Source organism: Candidatus Binataceae bacterium (genome assembly GCA_036495685.1).
Classification (GTDB): domain Bacteria; phylum Desulfobacterota; class Binatia; order Binatales; family Binataceae; genus JAFAHS01.
This window is the reverse complement of record DASXMJ010000172.1, coordinates 53306-76005: the sequence shown is the minus strand read 5'-3', so window position 1 is coordinate 76005 and position 22700 is coordinate 53306. Positions and strand designations below refer to the sequence as shown.

The following is a 22700-nucleotide window of genomic DNA, read 5'->3' as shown; positions in this document are numbered from 1 at the left end:
AACTGCACTGGCATGCAGCCCAATCACTGCACTATCGAGATTGCAGTAAGCTGCGTCTCATTCGCTCCGGAGTCCGAAACCTCATTCTCCGCTGGCGGCCCATTGGTCGAGGAATCGCCCGGCAAAAGAGAGGTGATCGCAGGACCCTGTATTCGCACTCCGTTCGCCAATACCAAGTGCGGCTCTGAAGAGACTTTCTTCCCGCTCGGATCCTAGAGCTTCTGGTGGAGGACGCCGCTCGGATCCCCTGTCCATCACGTCGCCAGGCGATAAAGGATAGATCGCAACGAAAAGGTAGCTAGAATAGCCGCCGCGCATGTTCACCGAGCCGGACACAGTTTCGTCAACGATAATGTCCTTGCCAAAGAAAACCTCCAGGTCGCCTCTCGAACCCCAATCGCATATCGCCGTCATCGCACGGGGAGCCGTCCGTGCTTGAAATTCTGGTCGGGCTGATCGCCCTGTCGTTCGGAGCCGGACTCGTCGGAGCCATCTCCGGTCTCGGCGGCGGCGTCTTCATCGTGCCCGCCCTGGTCATCGCAGCGCATATGCCGATGGGGGTAGCGGTCGGCGCCAGCTTGATTTCGGTGGTCGCAACCAGTGCGGGCGCCAGCGTCGCGTTCGTGCGCGATGGATGGACCAATCTCAGGGTAGCGATGGTGCTCGAGTGCGCAACCGTCACCGGCGCGGTCGTGGGCGCACTGCTCGCGGGCTTTATTCCGGCCGTGATACTGGAAGTGTTGTTTGCGCTGATGATGCTGCAATCGGCGTACTTCACGATAAGCAAGCAGGATGATGTTCTCATTGCGCACGGCGACCCGCTCGCGCGCAGACTGCAATTGGTCGGCGACGTACCCGACGATGTCGGTAGCCTGACACACTATGAGACCGTCAATCTTCCGGCCGGCAGCGCTCTTATGGTAGTCGCAGGCCTGATGTCCGGACTGCTCGGAATCGGCTCCGGCGCGCTCAAGGTGATCGCGATGGATTACTACATGCACATCCCGCTCAAGGTCTCGAGTGCGACCAGCAATTTCATGATCGGTGTGACGGCGGGTGCGGGTGCCCTGGTGTTTCTTGCGCGCGGGGACGTATCTACCGCGATAGCGGCGCCGGTGGCGTTGGGGGTCACTGCGGGTGCGCTGCTGGGCAGCCGAATCCTGCCCCATGCCAATGTCCACATCCTGCGCCTGGTCTTCGTCGTGATTCTGGTTTTGATCGCGATCGAGATGGGCTGGCGCGCTATCCAGGGAATTTGACGTGGCAGCATCGACTGATATCCATACTCAAACCGCCGAAAACGAAGATCGAATCCTTCGCTTCTGGACGCCGATCCTGTTGCGCACGATCTTGGTCGTCGCTGCGGTAATTCTTATTTTCGGCCTGATCCTGATGACCTCCAAGCCGGACTTTTACGTCGGCCGGTTTCACGCTGCGCAGGCGCATCAGTTCGCAGAGAAAGAGAGTTTCCCGGAGCTGGTGGCGCTCGCAGTGCAGGGTGATCCGCATTCGGTAATGACGCTGGGCTTGTACGTACTGACACTGGTGCCGCTGGCCCGGGTCGCCTTCAGCTTTCTGCTCTTCCTAAAGGAGCGCGACTACGCGTATATCGGCTTCACCGCTTACGTGTTGACGGGTCTAATTGTAGGAATGCTGCTTGGGCGGATGGGCTAGACCGCGAAGCTTTCCGCTCAAGCAATTGGCCGGTAGACTACCTCGCCGCTACCAAAGTCCGCCGCCATAGATCGAATGGCCGGAACCCGGCGCGTCCGGCGCCTCTGCTCAGGAGCTGTCTCGAGCAATGAGATCGAATCGGACGCCGCGAACTCGTTTTGCACAGCGTCCGCAGGCGCGCGCGTAGCCGGAACTGAGTAAGTGCGGTTAGTTGCCGCGTTGCCGCTCGTCCGCGTAGCGGCGTTCCAACTGCGCCATTCTGCCGAACAGCTCCACCGTACTACGCGAGGCGCTGGGCGCGCCAATCTCCCGATATATCGTGTTCACGGTGACCGCCAACCGCTCCGCGTCGAGCCAGTCGCCGAACGAACCCAACGCGATATCCTGCGCAGCCTCCCACGAATTCATTCCGGCTGCATGCCGCTTGCGCGTCTCCGCATCCACATACACCAAATAATCCCGCATCCGCGTGACGCCGGCCTTGTCTGTGATCGGCCCGTGCCCCGGGACCACCGTATCTACCTCCAACCCGAGAATGCGGTCGCAGGCGCCAATCCAGCTGCGCACCGGACCTGCCCACGCAATCGGGGTGCCGTCGATGAACAGAATGTCACCGGCGTAAACGACGCGATTGGCCGGAACGTACGCGATCACGTCGCCGGCAGTGTGGGCGGGCCCAACCTGGATCAAGTGCACCGCCTTGTCCCCCACTTTTAGCGACAGCTCGCCGGTAAAAGTGCGGTCCGGGAGCTTTAGCGTCACGCCGGCGAAATCGAACGCGCCGAAGATCCGTTTGAAGAATGCGCCGACCTCACCCATCGTGTCGGCATTCTTCAACAACTGGGCCAGCAATTGAGGGTTGCCTTCCTCGCGCATCTCGCGCGCGGCCGCCTCCGATGCGATGATCACCGCATTGTTCGCCAGCCGGTTGCCGAAGGTGTGATCCCCATTCGAATGGGTATTGACCACCACACCAATTTGGTCGGCGGCAACGCTAGTCGCCGCTTTGATGACGCCGAGCATCTCGGCCGTCAGCCGTTCATCGAAAAGCGTATCGACCAGCAGCGATTGATCGCCGTCGGTGACCAATCCCGCGTTGCTGTAGCCCCAGGTGCCCGAGGGCTGCAGGTAGGCATACGCGCCGCGCCCGAGATCGTGAAGTCCTTTGGTGAATGGCCATTTGCTCATTTGATTTCTCCCGACCGGTGCGGCCCCCTCCAGTCTGTCATACGACATTCGTTTGGCCCTTGGTAAGGGACGCGCGCGCGTACTATGTACGTAAGATTCGTTACCGCTCTGGCTGCTTGGAGGATTGGTCGATGGAAATCAGAGGAAAAACCGCCCTCATAACCGGCGGCGGCTCGGGAATCGGACGTGCCGTATCGGAACGCCTCGCGCGTGATGGCGCATCGGTAGTGGTCGCAGACGTGGACTCGGCCGGAGGGGCAGAGACGGTAAAGCGCGTCGAAAGTACCGGCGGGCGCGCGGTTTTCGTGCGCGCCGACGTGACCAGCGAGCAGGACACGCGCCGGATGCTCGAGACCGCGGTTCAGCAATTCGGCCGGGTGGATATTCTCCACAACAATGCTGGCATCGGCACCGGTGCTCCGGGGTATCCGCTGGCGGAGCCCGAGCGTTGGCACCTCGTGATCGAGATTGATCTGCAAGCGGTAATTCTGGGTACCGGCCTGGTTGCTCCGATCATGGAGAAGCAGGGCGGTGGCGTGATTATCAATACCGCCTCGATGGCCGGTTTATATCCCCATCGCCAGGATGCGGTGTATGGCGCGGCCAAAGCCGGGGTGGTCAATTTTACTCACTCGCTGGCGGTCTGGTCGGCGGAAAAGAAAATCCGCGTCAACTGCGTATGTCCGGGAATCGTCGACACCCCCCTGGTACGCCGCGGACTCGAACTCGCCGCCCAACACGGCCTCAAAAGCTGGATGCCGGCGAAGATCATCCAACCCGAGGAGATCGCCGACGCCGTCGCAATGCTCATCCGCGACGATTCTCTGTTCGGATGTGCGCTCGAAGTGCGCCCTACCGGCCGCCACGTCGTCGATCCTCGCCCCGCGCCCGGAACCAGACGGTGACACGATGAAGCTGAACCGCCGCCTCGCGAGCCTGTTCTTGATCAGCGGCATGCTATGCGCTTTCGCGTCGAGCGCGCGTGCACAGAGCGAGCAAAACCTGATTCACGCCACACTAGTCGATTTGCCCAATAACACCGGCCGCATCGGATGCATCATCTTCAATTCGCCGGATGGGTTCCCGCGCAACCATGCCAAGGCGACGGCGCAGGCACGGGCACCGATCGCAAATCAGGCCGGGACGTGCGATTTCAAGGGTCTGCCCCCCGGCACCTACGCCATCGCGTCATTTCACGACGAGTTCGAGACCGGAAAGATGGAGACCAACTTCCTCGGGATGCCACAGGAAGTGTACGGGTTCTCCAACGACGCGCGACCATCGGCACTTACTCCGCCACCGTTCAGCGCCTGCGCCTTTACCTATTCCGGCGGTGTGATGAACATCACCATGCACGCACAGCACTGAGGAGCGGCCAGACCACGCGCTTCCCCGGCTCCGGTTCTTTTCTGCGAGCCGTGAAGTTGAGGCCCTACGGGAAGTGGGATTGAGAAGGCTTCTTGCGCTAGAACAGTGCTTCTTGCGTCGGACTGGGAAATCGCGCTTCCGGGATGCCTGTTGCCTGACCGGAGCGCGCCCCGCTGCTTTCCGCGTCGATTCGAGTTCTACGCTGAGGCTCACCTATCCAAAGCGGTCACGCAGCCGCCAGTTTTCCCGGAATTGATCTCGAACAGTCTCGCGCTAGTCGGCGCGATGGGGTTTTATCGCCTCAATTTCATAGATGAGCCGGCCTTCATTTGGGCGCGCTCCACTGCTGGAGATATTCGCGCGCCAGGCGGCGAAAGGACTTGCGCAGCTCGAACCGCGATCCGTGCAGGTACCAGAGTAATTGGAGGCCGGCGGGCGCACTCCACAGCTGGGTGGCCGCCCAATCGACATCGAGATCGCTGGCTAACACTCCGAGTGCTTTTCCGCGCACGACTAGGTCGCGAAGGTATTCGAGCTGACGTGCGTTCGCCTTGCGCATCGTGCGCAGCACCCGCGGGCCGATCTTGTGGGATTCGAGCGTGATGATCATCAGCAAGCGCGAAACCCACGGGTTGGTGGTGTTCAGCTTAGCCGAGGTGTCAAAAATCCTGAGAAAATACTCGCGAAAGTCCGCGGGGGTCACGACCGGACGTTCCTGCGCGAATGCCTTGTTCCACTCCTGGAGAACGCGCTCGGCAACCGCCAGGAAAAAGTCTTCCTTGTCGTTGAAATGCCAATAGAGCGCACCCTTGGTTACCCCGGCGGCACGCGCGATCCGCGCAAGCGAGGTACCGCGATAGCCATAGGATGCGAACAAATCCATCGCGGCATTGATCAGGACCTGATCGAGCCCCCGACGGCGTGGGCCCGCCGCGACGTTTTCAGTCTGCCGTCTGGCCGAAGTGATCATTAACGAGCGGTATGCTGAGTCAGATCACGGTATGGCGTCAAGGGCGCGGCTTAAGACCGTTGCCGCCCGCGATGTCGCTGGGTTTCGTCGACGTCTCATAGCCAGCCGCAAGAGAGCGTCGCGAAACCTGGTCGAAACCGCTCCCTTGTCGTCCAACGGGCGCACCCGGCCAATCGGAAAGCGCGCTACCCGGCGGCATCGCCTCGGAGCGGTGCGGACTTTTCCGAGAGCTCGCGGCCCTAGTTGCCGCTTGAGTCCAAGCCGCGCATGTTGCGCTCCAAGCACCAGCGATCGATTACCTCGGCGTTGAAACGCCAATCAGTACCAATCCTGAAGCCCGGTAATTCGCCGCGGCGCAGAAGCTTGTAAATGGTCGAGGGGTGGACGCGTAGGTACTCGGAAAGTTCCTTTACCGTCATTACTCGCGGCAGGCCATACTTACCATCACTAGCCATCACATCTCCAACGGCGGCTGGTCCGAACAGGTGTCGTCAAGGCCTTGCGATGTAGTCCCCCCGCTGCCAAGTATCGAACCATCCGCTCTTCTTCGCTCACCTTGACTACATTTGAAGTTCGCAAAATCGAAGTTGTGGGTCAAGAGAAATCTTACGGAGACGGAAACTAAAAAGTGCTGATTCTATGGGGGATTATCGGCAATTCCGCGGGTCTTAGGCATCGACGACCACGTGGCGGTCGGTTGCTACCCGCGCGAATTCCTAATTGCTAAGCTCCCATTCATGAGGGTCATCGTCGTCTCTGACTTTGCGCGAACGCTTCGTATTCGAGCAATTTCGACGGTGATGCTTCTGGTTGCTGCACAAGTGCTCCTGATCGGTGTGTTGGCGCGCGCAGACTCCGACTTTAGATTGACCAGTCCTGCATTTAATCCTGGTGCGCCGATTCCCGCGGATTTCTCCTGCACCGCCGGCGATCATTCGCCCGCGCTTGCGTGGACCGGAGCGCCGGCCGGGACTAAATCCTTCGCCCTGATCGTCGAGGACCCCGATGCCCCGATGGGCACCTTTGTCCACTGGCTGGTTTTCAACCTGCCCGCTGGGGCAAGCGGAATGGCCGCCGACGCACCCAAGACTCCACAGCTCGCCGATGCTGCCAGGCAGGGGAGCAACGGGATGGGGGCGGTCGGCTACAAGGGACCCTGCCCCCCGCCCGGAAAGACCCACCACTATCATTTCGAGCTCTTCGCGCTTGATACCGCGCTCGATTTACCCTCTGCTGCCGACGCCGCCTCACTTCGCGCGGCGATGCAAAACCATGTAAAAGCCAGTGCGGAGCTGGTCGGCACGTTCGAACGCTGATTTTACTGGGAACCTGCATCAGCATGAGCAAAACCTACAAGATCATCGCGGCGCTCGTGGTCATTTTCATCGTGGGCTACGGCGGATGGCGACTCTATCAGTCGCGCCGCGCGACCAAGGGCGGGTTGCTGAGCGAGAACATTACGCACACCGGAAACGACTGGACCGCGGACTTCACCGCGATCATTCCCGCCCCTGAGACGGCGGTCTTCAATGCGGTGCGCGACGTGGAGAAGACGAAGTCCGATCAAATCCAGAACGTAAAAGTGATCTCCCGGACCGACAACAGCAAGACCGTGGAATTGGAAATGAAAGGTCCAGGCGATCAGACAATCAAAACCCAGATGGCATTTGATTACGACCCGGCCGGCCATCGTATCTCCTATCACACGCTCGACAACCCCGCCTTCGACATGCACGCCGACTACAAGTTCGAAGACCAGGGCGGCTCGACGTTGATAACCTACCATCAGACGACCACGCTGGCGCAGCAGCTTCCGGTGCCGGAGAGCGTTATCAAGGACGTGATCAGAAGCGTGTTCATCGCCCAGCTCGAAGGACTCAAGCGCACCCTCAACCTCGCCTCGACGGAAGAACCGGAGGACTCCAACGAAGAGCCCTGAATGATTTTCCGCAAAACGGCCGTTTCGTAAGGCCGAGCTGTCAGAGGCAGAGCCCGTCGCTATAGAGTAACTTGCGCACCACGACCGTATACCCCCAAAAAAGACCATGAGCGAGGTTGAGGAGCATTTTCGCGTCGGCATCGAATTGTTCAACCGGGGTGAGTTCTTCGAGGCCCACGAGGAAATGGAAGAGGCGATGAATTCTCTGGAGGACGACACCAGCGATTGGGAGTTTTATCTCGGCCTGTTGCGCGCGGCGGTGGCCAATCACAAGCTTTCGCAAGGTCTGCTCTCGAGCGCCCGCGTTCACCTGCGTGCCGCGCTCAAGTTTCTCGCACCCTATGCAGACCGCCACCGAGGGCTCAAGCTCCGTGAATTTCGCAGTGCTCTGAGCGCCGAGCTCGTGCGTATCGAAGAACTGCTGGCCGGCTCGCACGCAGTCATTTCACCGCCGCACATCGAAACCGCTCCCTGAGTCACTGCCTCGTGGATCGCCTTGCCACTGAGTTTGTCGCGTCGGCTGGGGCGCTCGCCGACTGCCCCCGCTGGGACCGCATCGAGATCGCCATCGTTGGCCGATCGAATGTCGGTAAAAGCTCTCTGCTGAACGCGCTCACCGGCCAGCGCGGACTGGCGCGTACCAGCCGCACGCCGGGCCGCACGCAGGCGATCAATTTCTTCACCTTGGGCGAATCGATCGCGCTGGTCGATCTCCCCGGCTACGGCTACGCCAAGATGCCACAGTCGGTAGCCACGCGAATCGCTGGCGCCATGCGTGAATTCCTGACGGGCAGGGGCAACCTTAAGGGTCTGATTCTTCTGATAGACGCGCGGCGCGGCCCGCAGCGGGAGGAGCTGGATTTGGCCGCTTCGGCACGCGAGCGAGGATTGACGCTGTTTGTGGTCGCCACCAAAAGCGACAAGCTCAAGCGCTCCGAGCGACCTGCCGCGCTCGCCAGAATGCGCGCGCTTGAGGCCGAGCCGATTCTGTGCTCCGTCCACACCGGCGAAGGTATCGACCTTCTGCGCCGTCGGGTTCTTTCGGCCGGACGCTAGGGAAGCCGATTTGCAAGCAAGGGACGAAGGTGCGACCAATTTGATGAAACGGATATCCGCCCCTCGGGCATACGATGTCTCTGGAAGTTAGCGTCATCATACCGACTTTCAACCGCCGCCCGATGGTCGTCGAAGCGATCCAATCGGTGCTGGTGCAACGGGAGGTACGCTTCGAGCTGATCGTAGTCGACGATGGCTCCACCGACGGTACCCCCGCTGCGGTGGAGGAGACTCTGGAGAATGCCACGGCACCGGTTCGTTTTATCCGGACCGAGCGGCGGGGTGTGGCGGCCGCGCGCAACCTCGGTGTGGAAGCAGCGGCGGCACCCTGGATCGGGTTTCTCGACTCCGACGATCTGTGGAAACCCGGAAAGCTCTCGCGACAGCTCGCCCACCTGCGCGATCATCCCGAGCACCAGATCTCCCAGTGTGACGAATTGTGGATACGCAACGGGCGGCGGGTAAACCCGGGCCTGCGCCACCTCAAGCACGCCGGCGATATCTTCGTCGAGTCGCTGCGCACCTGTCTCATCAGCCCCTCCGCCGTGATCATGCGAACCGATTTGTTTCGCGACTTAGGCGGTTTCGACGAGACCATGACCGCTGCGGAAGATTACGACCTGTGGTTGCGCATTCTGCTACGCTACGAGGCCGGCCTGCTTGAGGAAACGCTGGTCACGCGGCACGCGGGCCATGGCGATCAGCTCTCCGCAACCGTGCCCGCAATCGATCGCTTCCGGATTCTCGCGCTCGCGAAGCTGCTCGCTGCGCCCGAACTGATCGGTGCGAAACGTATTGCCGCCGCCGAAGTTCTGGCCGAGAAATCCCGCCTCTACGCGAAGGGGCTCCAGCGGCGCAAGCGCGACGCCAGCCTGTATGACGAAATCGCGCTGCGCGCCTTGCAGAACTGGGCGCGCGATTCCGATCCCACGCTCGCGGTGACTCTCGCCGAGATCCAAAGACACAATCGGCAAGAAGCCTTGCCCGAGAGCCTCCAGTGATCGACGTTGAGGCAGAAATTCGCGACCTCGCGACGCGGCGTCGCCTCCCCCCGACCTACCTGGCGCGATGGCTGCGTCTCGATCAGTCCGGCCGCTCGGCGCTACTCGAGCTCGCCCGCGCGCTCAAGTTCCGCACTGGACAATTGGTTACCGCACTTGACCTGCTCGACGAAATCTCGGTTCGAGAACACACCAGCGCCGCGAAAATCCTCGCGCGCCCTCCCCTTCGCCGCCTGGTGACCGTCGGCGGCTCAGCGCCGGAACGCGCGCGCGCCGTTCTCGAGGAGCTCCGCGCGATCCGCTTTCCACGCCTGCGCGAAACTACCGAGCGGCTGGAGGCGGCGATTGCGGCGCTGCGCTTGCCACGCGGAATTAGGGTACTCTTGCCGCGTGAGTTGGCGTCTGATGAGTTGACTATCCAGCTTGCGGCGTCCGCTCCCGGGGAACTGGACCACCTGCTCGACGCATTGCTGGAGAAACGTGGCGACTTGGCGCGAGTCCTCGCGATGCTTGGCGGTGATGATAACGTTTGATGTGGATGCGCTGGTAGTCGAAGAGGCGGCGCGCGGTTCCGCACTCGCGGATCGCCTCGTGGGCGCGCTCGGTGCATCGGTTCCGGTTACTTATGTGCCCGATGCGCGCGAGGCCACGCGACTGATGCACGGCACCGATCCCTTGGCCGCGGGCAAGCGACGCCTGGTCGTGAAGAAACGCCATGCGCCCTTTCTTATGGCGTGCCCGGCAGGCTCGGCGAAATTCGCCTGCTGCGGATACCTGGTGCTGATACTTGCCTCAAACTGCCCGATGGATTGCAGCTACTGCTTTCTGCAGGAACACGTCGCCAACAATCCCGCCTTTCAGATTTATTCCAACTTCGGTGACTCTTTCGAGGAAATGGATCGCCTGGCTCACGCGGCTCCCGGCCGGCATTTCCGGGTGGGAACCGGGGAACTGGCGGATTCGCTTGCGCTGGATTCGGTCACCAAACTTTCGCTCGATCTGATCGAATTCGTCCGCGAGCGAGAGCATCTGACGTTGGAATTCAAGACCAAGACCGATGAGATCGAAAATCTCCTGAAGCTGGATCCGCGCGGCCGTGCGATCGTGTCGTGGACGCTCTCACCAGACGCGGTCTGGAAAAGTTCCGAGCATCGTACCGCGTCTCCTTCCGCACGCATCGCCGCCGCGCGCGCCGTTCTCGAGGGCGGCTATCGAGTTGGGTTCCATTTCGATCCGATGATCGCTTATGAGGGCGCCGAACATGACTACCTCCTGCTGGTCGATCAACTGCTGAGCGCGATTCCGGCCCCGCGCATCTCATTGCTGAGCATGGGAGCCTTGCGGATGACGCCTGAGTTGCGCAGCGCCGCGCGACGGCGCTTTCCCAACGATCCGATGTTGCTGGGCGAGGAGGTGCTGGGCTCCGACGGGCGCCTGCGTGCCTTCGGCGCGCTCAGGGTTCGTCTCTACCGCGCGCTTCAGGAGCGCTTTGCGCGCGCGGGCGCGCGGATTCCAACCTACCTCTGTATGGAGAGCGGGGCGGTCCACGAACGGGTTTTTGGTGTTGCGCCTGCCAACCCGGCTACAATCGGCGAGCGCCTTGCGCTTGGATAGCGGGAAATGCCCTCACGCAAACCCACCGGCCGGAAGCCGCGGAAACTCCATGACGCGACGACCTCCGCGAACGGAAAAGTCTCCCTGCGCCCTGCGGATCGGGCAATCGGAGTCTTCGACTCCGGAATCGGCGGGCTGACGGTTCTGCGCGCGCTGGTCGAGGAGCTTCCCCACGAGGATTTTATTTACCTTGGCGACACGGCGCGGCTGCCTTACGGCACTAAGACCGACGAGGTCATCATCCGCTATTCGCGGGAGAACACCGAGTTCCTGCTCGCCAAGGGAATCAAGATGCTGGTGGTTGCGTGCAACACCTCGAGCGCGGTGGCACTGGAGGCAATTGCGCGTGACACCACGATTCCGGTCATCGGGGTGATCGAGCCGGGGGCGCGCGCGGTCGTGAAGGCGTCGCGTACCGGCAAAATCGGCGTGATCGCAACCGAGGCTACCGTCGCATCGGGCGCTTACACGCGAACCATCCAGAGCCTGAGGCCGCGCGCCGAGATCTACACCCGGGCCTGCCCGCTGCTGGTCCCTTTGGTCGAGGAGGGATGGACCGACAACGATGTGGCGGAACGCACGGTTTGGTATTACCTGGAAAGCCTAAAACAAAGCGGGATCGATGCGCTGCTGCTCGGATGCACTCACTATCCGCTGCTGGTCGCAATGTTTCAGCGGGTGTTGGGACCAGAGGTCAGAGTCGTCGATTCGGCAACGGCGACTGCCGCGGCGGTGCGTGAGCGGCTGCGCGTGCTCAAGCTGACAAGTCGTGCCACCCAGGGTACCCGGAGTTTTTTCGTCACCGAGAGTCCCGAGCGTTTCGTTCGGGTGGGGCGACGCTTTTTCGGACCGCAAGTGGAATCGGCGGTTCGCATCGAAAGATGAGCGTCTCCCCCGCGCGCTTTGATCAGGATAAAATAGGTGCCAATTTAAACTTGGAGACCTACCGTCGCCCACCCTCGCTCGGCGAGGCGGCGCGCTAAATCCCGACGCATCCACGATGGCCTCAGCGCTCACAGGAATTGGCAGGAAAATCTTCGGCTCGCGGAATGATCGCGAGATCAAACGTCTTCGCCCGGACGTCGAAGCGATAAATCGGCTCGAGCCCGAAATGGAAAAGAACTCGGCCGAGCAGTTGCGCACCCGCATCGCCGAGTTGAAGGCGCAACTGAGCGCGCTCGAGGAGCGGGAGCGGCGCGAAGAAATGATGCTGGAGGTACTGCCCGAGGTTTTCGCGATGGTGCGCGAGGCCGCGAAACGTACTCTGGGCCAGCGCCACTTCGACGTTCAGCTCATCGGCGGGATGATGCTGCATCAGGGCAAAATCGCCGAGATGAAAACCGGCGAAGGCAAGACCCTGGTCGCGACCCTGCCCGCGGTGTTGAATTCCCTCAGTGGACGAGGGGTTCACGTCGTCACGGTCAACGACTACCTCGCCCGGCGCGACTCCGAGTGGATGGGCCAGATCTACAACTACCTCGGACTCAACGTCGGCGTCATCGTGCACGGCCTGACCGACCAGCAACGCAAGCTGTCCTACGGAGCAGACATTGCCTACGGACAGAACAACGAGTTCGGCTTCGACTACCTGCGCGACAACATGAAGTTCAACCTCGAAGACTACGTCCAGCGCGAGCACAACTACGCCATCGTTGACGAAGTCGATTCGATCCTGATCGATGAGGCGCGCACTCCGCTTATCATCTCAGGCGCTTCCGAAGAATCGACTGACACCTACTACGTGGTGGATCGGGTCATCCCCCGGCTTAAGAACGAAGAACACTACACGATCGACGAGAAGCTGCGCACCGTGGCTCTGAGCGAGGAGGGGGTGGAAAGAGTTGAGCAGCTGCTGGGGGTGGATAACCTTTACGATCCACGCAACATCCTCCTGCTGCATCACACCAATCAGGCGTTGCGTGCACACACCCTGTTCAAGCGCGATGTCGAATACGTGGTCAAAGACGGCGAGGTGATCATCGTTGACGAGTTCACCGGCCGGCTGATGCCGGGACGACGCTGGAGCGACGGGCTCCATCAGGCGGTCGAGGCCAAAGAAAACGTCAAGATCGAATCGGAAAACCAGACCCTGGCCACCATCACCTTCCAGAACTACTTCCGCATGTACAAAAAGCTCGCCGGGATGACGGGCACCGCGGACACCGAGGCGGCGGAATTCCAGGAAATCTACAACCTGGAGGTCGCCGTTGTCCCGACCAACATGCCGATGATCCGCATCGACAACCACGACCTGGTCTACAAGACCGAAGCGGAAAAGTTCGATGCCGTGATCGAGGATATCAAAGGCTGTCACGAGCGCGGGCAGCCGGTACTGGTCGGCACCGTCTCGATCGAGAAATCCGAACGGGTCGCGGAAAAGCTCAAGAAGACTGGGGTCAAGCATGCGGTGCTCAACGCCAAAAATCACGAGCGCGAGGCCGAAATCGTCGCGCAGGCCGGCCGCGAGGGTGGCGTCACCATCTCGACCAATATGGCGGGACGCGGCACCGACATCGTGCTCGGCGGCAATCCCGAGTTCATGGCGGCGGCTGAGGCGGGTACCAGGGAGGCGGCCGATCCGAAATTCCAGGCGGCGCTGACGAAATACCGCGCCCAGTGCGGCGCCGAACGCGAACGGGTGCTGGCCGCAGGCGGCTTGCACATTCTCGGGACCGAGCGCCACGAATCGCGGCGCATCGACAACCAGCTCCGGGGCCGGTCGGGCCGCCAAGGTGACCCTGGATCATCGCGCTTCTACATGTCGCTAGAAGACGACCTGCTCCGTATCTTCGGCGCCGACCGCTTGAAGGGGTTGATGGGAAAGATCGGGATGGAAGACGGCGTTCCGATCGAGCATCGATGGATTTCGCGCGCGATCGAGAACGCGCAGAAGAAAGTCGAAGCGCACAACTTCGACATCCGCAAGCATCTGCTCGAATACGACGACGTGATGAACAAGCAGCGCGAGGTCATATACGCCCGCCGCCGCGAACTGCTCTCGGGTGCGCCGCTGAAGGACGACGTGTTCGACATGTGCGACCAGCTCACCGAGGAAATCGTCGAAGCGCACGCCGACCCGGAGGTCGATCCCAAGGACTGGCAGTGGAAGGCCATTGACGAAGCCTTTTTCCGGCAGTTCAAGTTCCATCCCGGGATAACGCACGAACGCGGCCCCGAGGGCGGGACCATCGAGTCCGCCGCAGATTTGACCGAAGTGGCCGAGGATGACTTGCGCAAGTTCTACGAGCAGCGGGAAACCGAGTTCACCCCGCCGGTGATGCGGCAGATCGAAAAGATCGTGATGCTGCAGACGCTCGACTCGTTGTGGAAGGACCATCTGCTCGCCATGGATCATTTAAAGGAGGGCATCGGTCTGCGCGGCTACGCGCAACAGAACCCCTTGGTCGAATATCAGAAAGAAGGGTTCACGATGTTTGAGGCACTGATGGCGACGATGCAAAAGGACGTCGTCGAGAAGTGCTTCTCGGTGCAAGTCACTCGCCAGCAGGACGTCCAGCAGATGCAGGAGCAGCCCAACCCGCAGAAGATGGTAATGAGCCACGGCGGCGAGGCCCAGGATGCAGGAGCACAGACCGTCAAGCGCGACGCCGACAAGGTCGGGCGCAACGACCCCTGTCCCTGCGGCTCCGGCAAGAAGTACAAGCGCTGCCACGGCAAATAGTTCGCGACTGGGAGACGCTGGTCTGCGATGGAGGTTCCATCGGCGTGGCTATCGTCCGCCCGCGTTTCTACGCAGGCTAAATCGCGTTTTCTCCGCCGCTCCTCTTGCGTATAGTGCCGCCGACGGAGGAGTCCGATGAACATCGATCTCGCAGCGGCACGGGTGCCGGGTTTTCGATTCGCCGGGGTAAGCGCGGGCCTCAAAACCGTGCCGGGCGCGAAGGACCTGGGATTGATCGTGGCGGACCATCCCTGTCCCGCGACCTCGGTCAACAGCGCCAATAAGGTCAAAGCCGCGTCGGTCTACGTAACCATCGAGCGGTTGCGCAGGGGCCGGCTCCAGGCCGTGGTGGCCAACTCCGGATGCGCGAATAGTTTCACCGGCAAGCCGGGATTGCGCCTGGCGGAAGCCTCCTGCGCTGTGGTCGCGCGTCAACTCGGCATTGCGCCCGCGCTGGTGGTTCCCGCATCGACCGGGGTTATCGGGCATCTGTACGACTTCGCGAAGTTCAGCGCCGGTGCGCACGCGGCCCTCGCAGCGCTGTCTGCCGACTCGATGGAAGATTTCGCCCGCGCGATCATGACCACCGACACGAGGCCGAAGATGGCCTCGACTGCGGTCAGGCTGAACGGCAACCAGGTGACGGTGGCCGGGGTCGCCAAGGGGGTCGGCATGATCTCGCCGCATATGGCGACCATGCTCGCCTACGTGGTGACCGATGCGGCCGCGACCACCCCGCAGCTTAAAAGGGCGCTGAGGCTCGCTCTGCCCTTAAGCTTCAACGCGATTACGGTCGATGGCGACATGTCCACCAACGATTCGGTCATCGTGATGGCGAGCGGTCTGGCGAAGAACGGCGCGATGAACCGCCGCGACACCGACGCATTCAATGATGCGGTCGGGGGCGTGTGCGCGGCACTCGCCGCTGAATTGGTGCGTGACGGAGAAGGCGCTACCAAACTCGTGACCGTGAAGGTAACCGGGGCGCGATCCGCCGCAGACGCGGAACGATGCGCCCGCCAGATTGCCAACTCGCCGCTCGTAAAGACGGCATTTTTCGGCTGCGATCCAAATGTGGGGCGTATCCTGATGGCTGCCGGATCGTCGGGTGCCGCCGTCCAGTCTGACAGACTGGTGCTCTACATCGGTGGCGTAAAAGTCGCGGCCCGGGGCGCGCTGCTGGTGGATGCTCTGGCTGCGGCCGCGGCCAAGATGCGTGAACGCGAATTCGATGTGCGGCTCGATTTGAAGCTAGGCCGCGCAAGCGCAACCATTCTGACCTGCGACTTAAGCTACGACTACGTAAAGATCAACGCCGAATACACGACCTGAAGGCCGCGCTTTATGGTCCGCCGGCCTACGCCATCGGCGGGGCGTTGAATTCGCGTCAAAGTGCCAAGTCGGTCTGCTGCGGGGCAGATTCCTAGCTCGAAAAGAGCGGCGCGAATTTTTCCCGATAGCTCCAGGCCAGAAAGAGTTCAAGTATCACTACTATCGACGCCAAGGGCAGACCGCTGGGCGCCAGGAAGAAGTGAAAAAGGAAAATGTTCACGATTACCGGCGCCAGGATCAGAAGGGCGAGTGGGACGAACAGGCCGATTAGTATCAGGACACCCCCGAGAACCTGCGCCGCGAAAATGAGCCGAATCATGTAACCGGTGTGGAACAAGGCGCCGAAAAAATCTGCTGGCGGCCCGCTCATCGGCGGCATCGGCAGAAAGTGCAAAAACCCGTTGAGTCCGAAGACTGTGAAGATCAGGCCGAGCAGAATTCTGGCAATCAGTCGCGCGACTCTCATGTTCCCCTCCCCTGCGGCTTCGCGAATGCTCCCCACTATCGCAGCGCCACGACAAGCGCAACATGGCCATTTGCCGAGCGTGCGGGGGCTCGTAATAATCGGTGGGGCCAGCCGTGGAGGTGGACTAAATCGTGGGTAACTTCGTCAAAGTTGCATCGCGCGCGGACGTCGCCGAAGGCAGCGGTAAGCTCGTCGAGGCTTCAGGCATAAAGATCGCGCTCTTCAATGCGGGCGGGAAATATTACGCGATCGGGAACGATTGCAAGCATCGCGGCGGCCCGCTCGCGGAAGGCGAGTTGGACGGTACCCAGGTGACCTGTCCATGGCATGGTTGGGAATACGACATTACGACCGGGAAGAATCTCGACGATCCCAGCGTCACGGTTGGATGCTTCGCGGTAAAGGTCGAAGGTGACGACATTCTGGTCGAGACTTGAGGGTTTAGGCAAAGTGGCGCGACAAGAATGCCTCGACGATCGAGGCGCGTGGGGAAACTCGCCTTGATTTTTTACAGGAAGGGGCTGTGCGCCCGGAATGCCGTGGCTTATCGCGCGCCGAATAGCCGGCCCGCCGCGTAGGTTATGCTGGCCGCGACGACTCCGCTCAGCATGCTTTCCAGACCGCTGCGCCACCACGGGCGGCTGGTGATGATGGTCTTCGCCGCGCCGACCGCGAACAACACGACGATGGTGACGATCGCGGAGGCGAAAACCCCGCGCGCCGGCTCCGTGAACAGATAAGGCGTTACCGGCACCGCCGCGCCGAGAAGGAACGAAGCGCCGACGGTTAGCGCCGACTTGGTCGGCGACTCGAAGGTCTCGGCGGCGAAGCCCAGCTCCTCGCGCATCATCACGTTCGCCCAGCGCTCGCGGTCTGCAGTGATGTGCCCGACGATTCGGTCGAGTAGCTCTCCGGAGAATCCCTTGCCGCGGTAGATGGTTCTGATTTCGTCGCGTTCCCGATCCGGCCATTTTTCGATTTCATCGCGTTCGCGAGCTATCTCGCTTTCATGGAACTCAAATTCGGAGCGTGCGGAAATGAATGCCGCCAGCCCCATCGAGACGGTGCCACCGAGCATCTCCGCTAGGCCTGCCATGGTCACGATATGCGAGGACGAAAACGCTCCGGCGATACCCGAGGTAACTGCGAAGGAGGCGACCAGACCGTCGTTAAGACCAAGCATCAGGTCACGCACCCAACTCCCGCCGGCGGCATGAATCTGTTCGGTATGGTGGTCGTACTCGCGCTTGCGAACCGTGAATGCCATAAGCGTTTGTCCGCCGCCTAACCGCGCACAGAGTCCAAGCCGGAGGCTTCGGTACGCGCTGGATGAGTCGTCGCGAGCGTGGCGACTGCGCCGCGCGAATGGCGGCGTTCCATTTGCGCGCGCAGGACCAGTAGCTCGTGGACGATTCTGCGCGCGTCAGCGCGCTCCGGTTTGCCGCCGAGATAAGCGTACAGAAAGGCGAGGCGGGCGGCGCGGCATAGGAAGCGCCCGATGCTGCGATCAAGATGGATCAGGTTGCGCGCCCGCTGCGGCCATCCGAGTCGGCGGATCCGGCGGAAATCCTCCAGGTCGAGGAACCACACCCGAAACCCCTGCCCCGCATCATCTGCAACCATCACGTTGGTTTCCTGCAGATCACGCGTGTAGAGCCCAGCATCATGGATGCGCCGCACTTGGCGTGCGACGTTGTCCAGGATCCGCCTCCGCCGGCGTGCATCGCGGCCCTTGATCTCACCCGGCCCGAGCGCAAAGCGGCTCAGCGTGTCACCATCCAACAGCGCTTCACTCACCAGATACGACGCGTGGACCACGCCTCTGCCAACCGTCTCCGCTGCCGCGAGCGGGCTGGGATGCGGAATTCCTGCCGCATCCAGCAACGCGGCACCTTTCAAGGCGCGCACCGCCGGTGAACCGGCAATCGGCATGAGCGCTGCGCGCAGCCACGACCTCGGCGCCGACCGCTTGATAAAGACCGCGCTGCCATCGGCCAAGCGGAGCACCCCGGCGATCGTATGCCCCTCAGACTTGACGGGGGTGAAGCCCGAACTCGCGACCAGTTCCTCCGCGCGCTCCGCAACCTCGCGCCAGCGCGGTTCGCGAGCGTACAGCACTTGCGTGCGCATCGTACCAAAGCCTATCGGTTTGGCGGTCGGCGCGCATCGAGGCGGCGGGCGCGCGCTCAGCGGCGCGTGGAGCGCTACTGAATGACGCCACAGGCGATGCGCGCACCGCCACCCCCGAGCGGCTTGGGTTGATCGGAGTAGTTGTCTCCGCCCTCGTGGATCATAATGGAATGGCCCGTCACATCTTTAACGCTAAGCCGGGGGGCCAGCACCGGCAGGGTTGCTTTTCCGTCGGCGGCAACCACCAGGGGTGGCAAATCGCCCAGGTGACCATCGGCGTCGTAAGGACCAAGATGTTTTTTCGATTGCGCCGGATCGAGGTGTCCGCCGGCCGCGAAGCCCGCTGCCATCTTGCCTTCATTCTCGGCCGGTCCGCACGCGGGCTTGGCATGAATGTGGAATCCGTGCACCCCTGGAGAAAGGCCGGAAAGATCGGGCGTTACCAGGAGGCCCCATTTGCTGTCCGCAAACGTTACCGTCCCGAGGTTGTTTCCGGTGCCGCTCGCGCTTATCTCGGTAACGGTCGCCTTCGCGCTTTCGGCATGGGCCGTCGCAGTCATCGACAGCGCGACCGAGCAGATGACGAGCAATACAGAAGTCGGCGCGGTTGCCAGTTTCATCCGGCTCATTGTGGTCTCCTTCGCCTGCCCGCGGATCATCGGGCCGGGCGCGCGATGCACCGCCAAGACGCGGCGCGTTGTACGAGCTTCTATCCGTTAAATCTGCGGGTGAGTTTGCGCCACTCGGCATCGTCGAGGCCGGCGCGGTAAGGAATGTAAAACCCGACCCGATCCAGCAGCCCTTCGTAACGCGCCATCACCTTGTCGGCAATGTCGTCGTAGGTGCCAGCCACCGCGTAGGTGTCGAGCATCTCGTCGGTTATTTCTGTGGCCATCCCACCCCAATCGCCTTTCGCGGCCTTTTCATTCAAGCGCGCCGACACCTCGCCCCACCCGTGCATGTCGAGGACCACCTTGTAGGTCCGGGTAGAGGCATAGAACGCGATCTGCTGGCGAACCCCGGCCTTGGCGCGTTCGATTTCATCCTGATTGCGACCCACGATCACGAACGCGGTGGTGCCGATCTGAAAGTCCTTGCGACTGCGTCCCGCCTTCTTGAGCCCTTGTTCGATGTGTGGAAGTACGAACTCGCGCAGGTACTTCGGCGAATTGAATGGGTGCGCGTGCAAGCCATCGCACAGCTCACCCGCCAAGCGCAGGATGTATTGGTTCACCCCGGCGATCCAAATCGGGATGTCAGGGTAATTGTGCTTGGGTGGCGTAAAGAACGGGGTCATCAGTGAGAAGTTGTAATACTTGCCCTCGAACTTGAGCCTCGTTCCACCTTCCGACCAGCACTTGAAAATCGCGCGCAAGGACAAAACGTATTCGCGCAAGCGAGGCACCGGGGCTTCCCATTTCACGCTGAAGCGACGCTCATTGTGGCCCTTCACCTGGGTGCCGAGGCCCAGGATGAATCGGCCCTCCGACATTCCGGCCAGGTCCCACGCGGTATAGGCCATCGCCATTGGGCTGCGCGGAAAAGCGATCGCAACCGAAGGCCCCATCTTAATGCGCTTGGTATGCTCGGCAATGAGCGCCAGGGGAAGAAACCCGTCGTTACCGGCCTCTGCCGTCCAGATCGCATCAAATCCTGCCTCTTCTGCCGCCTTGGCGGCCGCGGGGACGTCGCGCAGATTGCGCGCGGAAAGACCGGTGTCGAGTTTCATAAGCGAGTCACCTCTTGCAACAGAAAACCAGGGTGAGGGCGATGGTAACAAAGCTTCCGCGCGACTGAAAACGGTGCGCCTCAATTCCCTCCGCGAGGTCTTCGAAACCTACTGACTTCTTTATTTGAACGGCCCCCTGGAACGGGCGACCGCCAGCGCGCGGGCCGGGAAGTCCGAGATGAGGCCGTCGACGCCGCATTCAAGAAGCCAATTCATTTCGCTCTCTTCGTTCACCGTCCACACATGTAGTTCAACAGCGGCCCGATGCGCGAATTCGACGCTTTCGGTCGTCACCAGCCGCCATCCTTGGTACTCGGGCGGAATTTGTAGCGCCGCACCGCGTGGCTCATAGCCGGGACGTTGCCCCGCCATCGCCTGCAGGAACTCCGCGACCTCACCGTAGGAGAAGTTAGTAGGGATTTGAGGGGCAAGGTGCCGCACCTCGCCGATGGGCTCGTCAAACTCAGACGCGATCAACACCCTGCGGCGCAGGCGGCTCGCATCGACGGTCGCGAGCAGTTGTGACACCAGGCTCGGCTCCGTCTGCTTGATCTCGATGAGGTAGTTTACGTTGAGAAATGCTCCCAGCACCTCAATCAGGCGGGGAATTTTTATGGATCGCCCGCGAAACGGAAATGTCGCCCCTCCGTCGAAGGTGAGCATATATCCCGCGTCGGCGTCCTCAATCTCCGCCCAGTTCATTTCGCGAATCAGCGCGTCGCGTCCGCAGGTGCGGGTCAGCCCCTCATCGTGCGACACGACGATTTCTCCGTCCTGGCTCATATGGACGTCCAGTTCCAGGTAGATGGCGCCGGCGCGGACCGCCCGCTCGAAGGAGACCATGGTGTTTTCCGGAAATTCCCCGGCGGCGCCGCGATGTCCAAAAATCCGTGGCCGCGGCGGGACAAAGAAATCGGTATCGAAAGCGCGGCTCACCCCGAAGTTTCCGTGCCCGGTTCGGACAAAGCGGCCAGCTGGAAAGACTTTGCTCGCGCTACATCGCGCCTTCGTTCGTACCGGTGCCGGTGGGAGCGAAGTCGCCAGTTGCTCGAGTCCCGGCGTGATGGCCGCCGCGACGCGAATGACCAATAGTCACGCGATAACCTCCCGATGTGCGCCCCTCGCCCGGAGCGAAGCGGGCGCCGAGATCGGGAAGTTTTGCGAGCGCCAGTTCATACCGATGTCGCAAGTCGTTGAACAAATCGCGCATCCGCGGAGACACCTGATGGTTTACCCCTAGCTTTTCGGTTAGCGGATCGACGTAGTTGCCTTCGCGCTCGAGAGCAAAATGGAGGTGCGGTCCGGTGGACAGCCCGGTCGAACCAACCCAGCCTATGACCTGACCCAGGTGCACCCACGCGTTCTCATGAACATCGGGACTGATGCTCGAAAGGTGCCCATAGATGCTGCTCATGCCGCGCTGATGCTCTATGCGAATCGCGTTGCCCAGTTCTCCTGCCCAGCCGGCCTGTTCCACCTTGCCATCAGCTATTGCTCTGACCGGAGTGCCGTATTGCGCGACGAGATCGACTCCTAAGTGCGGCCGATAGATATGCAGAAGTGGATGATAGCGATGGTAGGTAAAGCCCGAGGTAATGTACTGAAAATTGAGCGGGAAGCGCAGCGACTGCGGACCGAGCGCACGTCCATGCTCATCGTAGAGGTGGGCGCTGCCATGCTCATCACGAAACGCGTAAGCGCTCAGGGTGCGCGAGCCGAAATGGACCTGCGCAGCCTCCACGTCCCCCACCAGATGATAGCTGCCGTCGCGGCTGATCTTCTCCTGGTAGATAACCTTCACTCCCGAACCGGGCTTCAACGGCGCCACGCCACTGCGGTCGGTGAATGCATCGAGCAGCGAGTCCACAATTGGTGAGGGAACTCCTTGACGCGCTGCCGCATGCTTGAAGTCTTCTTTGACCTCGAAACTCATCTCCACGGGTCTGATGTAATATTCGATCGGAAGCACGGCTGCTTTGATCACCATATTGCCGAGGTTGGCAACCGTGACGCTGGTCTGCAAATCAACATCATACTTGAGACCACGCAACTCACCGGTCTCCGGATCCTTGTAGAGTGTCAGCGGATGATCGCGAGAGAGAACCCGGGTCGCCGCAGCACTCTGGAAAACCAGACTCCAGCGCCGCGCCTCATCGGAGTCGATACCCGCATCGCGCAGGTAAGCGGAGACTGAGGCGGTACGATCGAGGGTGAGGCTTATCGTTATCGCGGTGGGCGCGGGATCGGCGGTGGTTTCCGGAGCTTCCAGTGCTGCCACTTCCGGGCGGCCCGCAAAAATGTCGCTGAGCGCCAGGGTCTCCGGCTGCGGGTCGGGGCGTACAAAAAGATGCAAAGCCGCGATAGTCGCTAAGACACCAACCACCAACGCCGTGAGGGCGCGCACGAACCCCTCTCTGCTTCTCCCCCGAGAATGCATCGGGCGCCAAATTAAGGCATTTAGGCTACGAAAGCAACTACTTGCGACGATTTGTTTAACATATCGCGACATTCTATAGGTGTCCTGACGACTCTATCTGTACGGACGCTCCGA

Annotated in this window: 25 protein-coding genes; 15 read left to right on the top strand and 10 right to left on the bottom strand. The window is 61.3% G+C overall.

Features of this window, described 5'->3' with window-relative positions; genetic code table 11:
- The first annotated feature begins 431 nt into the window (after positions 1-431).
- Positions 432-1259 carry a sulfite exporter TauE/SafE family protein gene (locus VGI36_16040; GenBank protein ID HEY2486658.1) on the top strand — a complete coding sequence of 276 codons (828 nt, stop codon included), beginning with the start codon at positions 432-434 and terminating at the stop codon, positions 1257-1259.
- A 1-nt stretch (position 1260) separates the two neighbouring features.
- Positions 1261-1674 (top strand): DUF1634 domain-containing protein, encoded by a 414-nt coding sequence (locus VGI36_16035; GenBank protein HEY2486657.1) that lies wholly within the window; start codon positions 1261-1263, stop codon positions 1672-1674.
- Positions 1675-1881: 207 nt separating this feature from the next.
- Here VGI36_16035 and VGI36_16030 read toward each other — a convergent pair whose 3' ends face one another.
- A complete protein-coding gene (locus VGI36_16030) occupies positions 1882-2862 on the bottom strand; it encodes an MBL fold metallo-hydrolase (GenBank protein HEY2486656.1) in 981 nt (326 codons plus the stop codon).
- Positions 2863-2993: 131 nt separating this feature from the next.
- Here VGI36_16030 and VGI36_16025 point away from each other — a divergent pair, with 131 nt between their 5' ends.
- Both VGI36_16025 and VGI36_16020 read left to right on the top strand, forming a co-directional pair.
- Positions 2994-3767, top strand: coding sequence for an SDR family oxidoreductase (locus VGI36_16025; GenBank protein HEY2486655.1), 774 nt, complete (start codon positions 2994-2996; stop codon positions 3765-3767).
- A gap of 4 nt (positions 3768-3771) precedes the next feature.
- Positions 3772-4230, top strand: a complete 459-nt coding sequence (locus tag VGI36_16020; protein HEY2486654.1) for a DUF2141 domain-containing protein — start codon at positions 3772-3774, stop codon at positions 4228-4230.
- 325 nt (positions 4231-4555) lie between these two features.
- Here the strand turns inward: VGI36_16020 and VGI36_16015 are convergent, their stop codons facing one another.
- A complete protein-coding gene (locus tag VGI36_16015; GenBank protein HEY2486653.1) occupies positions 4556-5200 on the bottom strand; it encodes a TetR/AcrR family transcriptional regulator in 645 nt (214 codons plus the stop codon).
- 239 nt (positions 5201-5439) lie between these two features.
- Positions 5440-5655, bottom strand: coding sequence for a helix-turn-helix domain-containing protein (locus VGI36_16010; GenBank protein ID HEY2486652.1), 216 nt, complete (start codon positions 5653-5655; stop codon positions 5440-5442).
- A gap of 345 nt (positions 5656-6000) precedes the next feature.
- Here VGI36_16010 and VGI36_16005 point away from each other — a divergent pair, with 345 nt between their 5' ends.
- From VGI36_16005 to argJ, 10 genes are all read left to right on the top strand, one after another.
- Complete coding sequence (locus tag VGI36_16005; protein HEY2486651.1) at positions 6001-6516, top strand: YbhB/YbcL family Raf kinase inhibitor-like protein; 516 nt, start codon at positions 6001-6003, stop codon at positions 6514-6516.
- A 23-nt stretch (positions 6517-6539) separates the two neighbouring features.
- Positions 6540-7139, top strand: a complete 600-nt coding sequence (locus VGI36_16000; GenBank protein ID HEY2486650.1) for an SRPBCC family protein — start codon at positions 6540-6542, stop codon at positions 7137-7139.
- 106 nt (positions 7140-7245) lie between these two features.
- Positions 7246-7614, top strand: coding sequence for a DUF309 domain-containing protein (locus VGI36_15995; protein HEY2486649.1), 369 nt, complete (start codon positions 7246-7248; stop codon positions 7612-7614).
- An 11-nt stretch (positions 7615-7625) separates the two neighbouring features.
- Complete coding sequence (gene yihA, locus VGI36_15990) at positions 7626-8195, top strand: ribosome biogenesis GTP-binding protein YihA/YsxC (protein ID HEY2486648.1); 570 nt, start codon at positions 7626-7628, stop codon at positions 8193-8195.
- A gap of 74 nt (positions 8196-8269) precedes the next feature.
- The gene (locus VGI36_15985) at positions 8270-9196 is read left to right on the top strand and encodes a glycosyltransferase family A protein (protein ID HEY2486647.1); all 927 of its coding nucleotides are present in this window, start codon (positions 8270-8272) and stop codon (positions 9194-9196) included.
- Positions 9193-9729, top strand: a complete 537-nt coding sequence (locus VGI36_15980) for a hypothetical protein (GenBank protein ID HEY2486646.1) — start codon at positions 9193-9195, stop codon at positions 9727-9729. Before VGI36_15985 ends, VGI36_15980 begins: the two co-directional genes overlap by 4 nt.
- The gene (locus VGI36_15975) at positions 9716-10810 is read left to right on the top strand and encodes a hypothetical protein (GenBank protein HEY2486645.1); all 1095 of its coding nucleotides are present in this window, start codon (positions 9716-9718) and stop codon (positions 10808-10810) included. The genes VGI36_15980 and VGI36_15975 overlap by 14 nt, the downstream gene beginning before the upstream one ends.
- Before the next feature lie 6 nt (positions 10811-10816).
- Positions 10817-11695 carry a glutamate racemase gene (murI, locus tag VGI36_15970; protein ID HEY2486644.1) on the top strand — a complete coding sequence of 293 codons (879 nt, stop codon included), beginning with the start codon at positions 10817-10819 and terminating at the stop codon, positions 11693-11695.
- 115 nt (positions 11696-11810) lie between these two features.
- The gene (gene secA, locus VGI36_15965) at positions 11811-14492 is read left to right on the top strand and encodes a preprotein translocase subunit SecA (GenBank protein HEY2486643.1); all 2682 of its coding nucleotides are present in this window, start codon (positions 11811-11813) and stop codon (positions 14490-14492) included.
- Between the two features lie 135 nt (positions 14493-14627).
- The gene (argJ, locus tag VGI36_15960) at positions 14628-15824 is read left to right on the top strand and encodes a bifunctional glutamate N-acetyltransferase/amino-acid acetyltransferase ArgJ (protein HEY2486642.1); all 1197 of its coding nucleotides are present in this window, start codon (positions 14628-14630) and stop codon (positions 15822-15824) included.
- A gap of 91 nt (positions 15825-15915) precedes the next feature.
- Here the strand turns inward: argJ and VGI36_15955 are convergent, their stop codons facing one another.
- Positions 15916-16290, bottom strand: a complete 375-nt coding sequence (locus VGI36_15955) for a DoxX family membrane protein (GenBank protein ID HEY2486641.1) — start codon at positions 16288-16290, stop codon at positions 15916-15918.
- A 131-nt stretch (positions 16291-16421) separates the two neighbouring features.
- Here VGI36_15955 and VGI36_15950 point away from each other — a divergent pair, with 131 nt between their 5' ends.
- Complete coding sequence (locus tag VGI36_15950; GenBank protein HEY2486640.1) at positions 16422-16727, top strand: Rieske 2Fe-2S domain-containing protein; 306 nt, start codon at positions 16422-16424, stop codon at positions 16725-16727.
- Between the two features lie 107 nt (positions 16728-16834).
- On the opposite strand, the gene VGI36_15945 is transcribed toward VGI36_15950, so the two are convergent.
- The 6 genes from VGI36_15945 to VGI36_15920 form a co-directional block, all read right to left on the bottom strand.
- Complete coding sequence (locus VGI36_15945) at positions 16835-17557, bottom strand: VIT1/CCC1 transporter family protein (GenBank protein ID HEY2486639.1); 723 nt, start codon at positions 17555-17557, stop codon at positions 16835-16837.
- Positions 17558-17574: 17 nt separating this feature from the next.
- Entirely contained in the window at positions 17575-18420 is an 846-nt protein-coding gene (locus tag VGI36_15940) for a lipopolysaccharide kinase InaA family protein (GenBank protein HEY2486638.1), read from the bottom strand.
- 74 nt (positions 18421-18494) lie between these two features.
- Complete coding sequence (sodC, locus tag VGI36_15935; GenBank protein ID HEY2486637.1) at positions 18495-19049, bottom strand: superoxide dismutase [Cu-Zn] SodC; 555 nt, start codon at positions 19047-19049, stop codon at positions 18495-18497.
- Between the two features lie 80 nt (positions 19050-19129).
- Positions 19130-20149, bottom strand: coding sequence for a TIGR03617 family F420-dependent LLM class oxidoreductase (locus VGI36_15930; protein ID HEY2486636.1), 1020 nt, complete (start codon positions 20147-20149; stop codon positions 19130-19132).
- 120 nt (positions 20150-20269) lie between these two features.
- Positions 20270-21085, bottom strand: a complete 816-nt coding sequence (locus tag VGI36_15925) for a glycerophosphodiester phosphodiesterase (GenBank protein ID HEY2486635.1) — start codon at positions 21083-21085, stop codon at positions 20270-20272.
- A 58-nt stretch (positions 21086-21143) separates the two neighbouring features.
- Positions 21144-22553 carry a M23 family metallopeptidase gene (locus tag VGI36_15920; protein HEY2486634.1) on the bottom strand — a complete coding sequence of 470 codons (1410 nt, stop codon included), beginning with the start codon at positions 22551-22553 and terminating at the stop codon, positions 21144-21146.
- Positions 22554-22700: the final 147 nt, after the last annotated feature.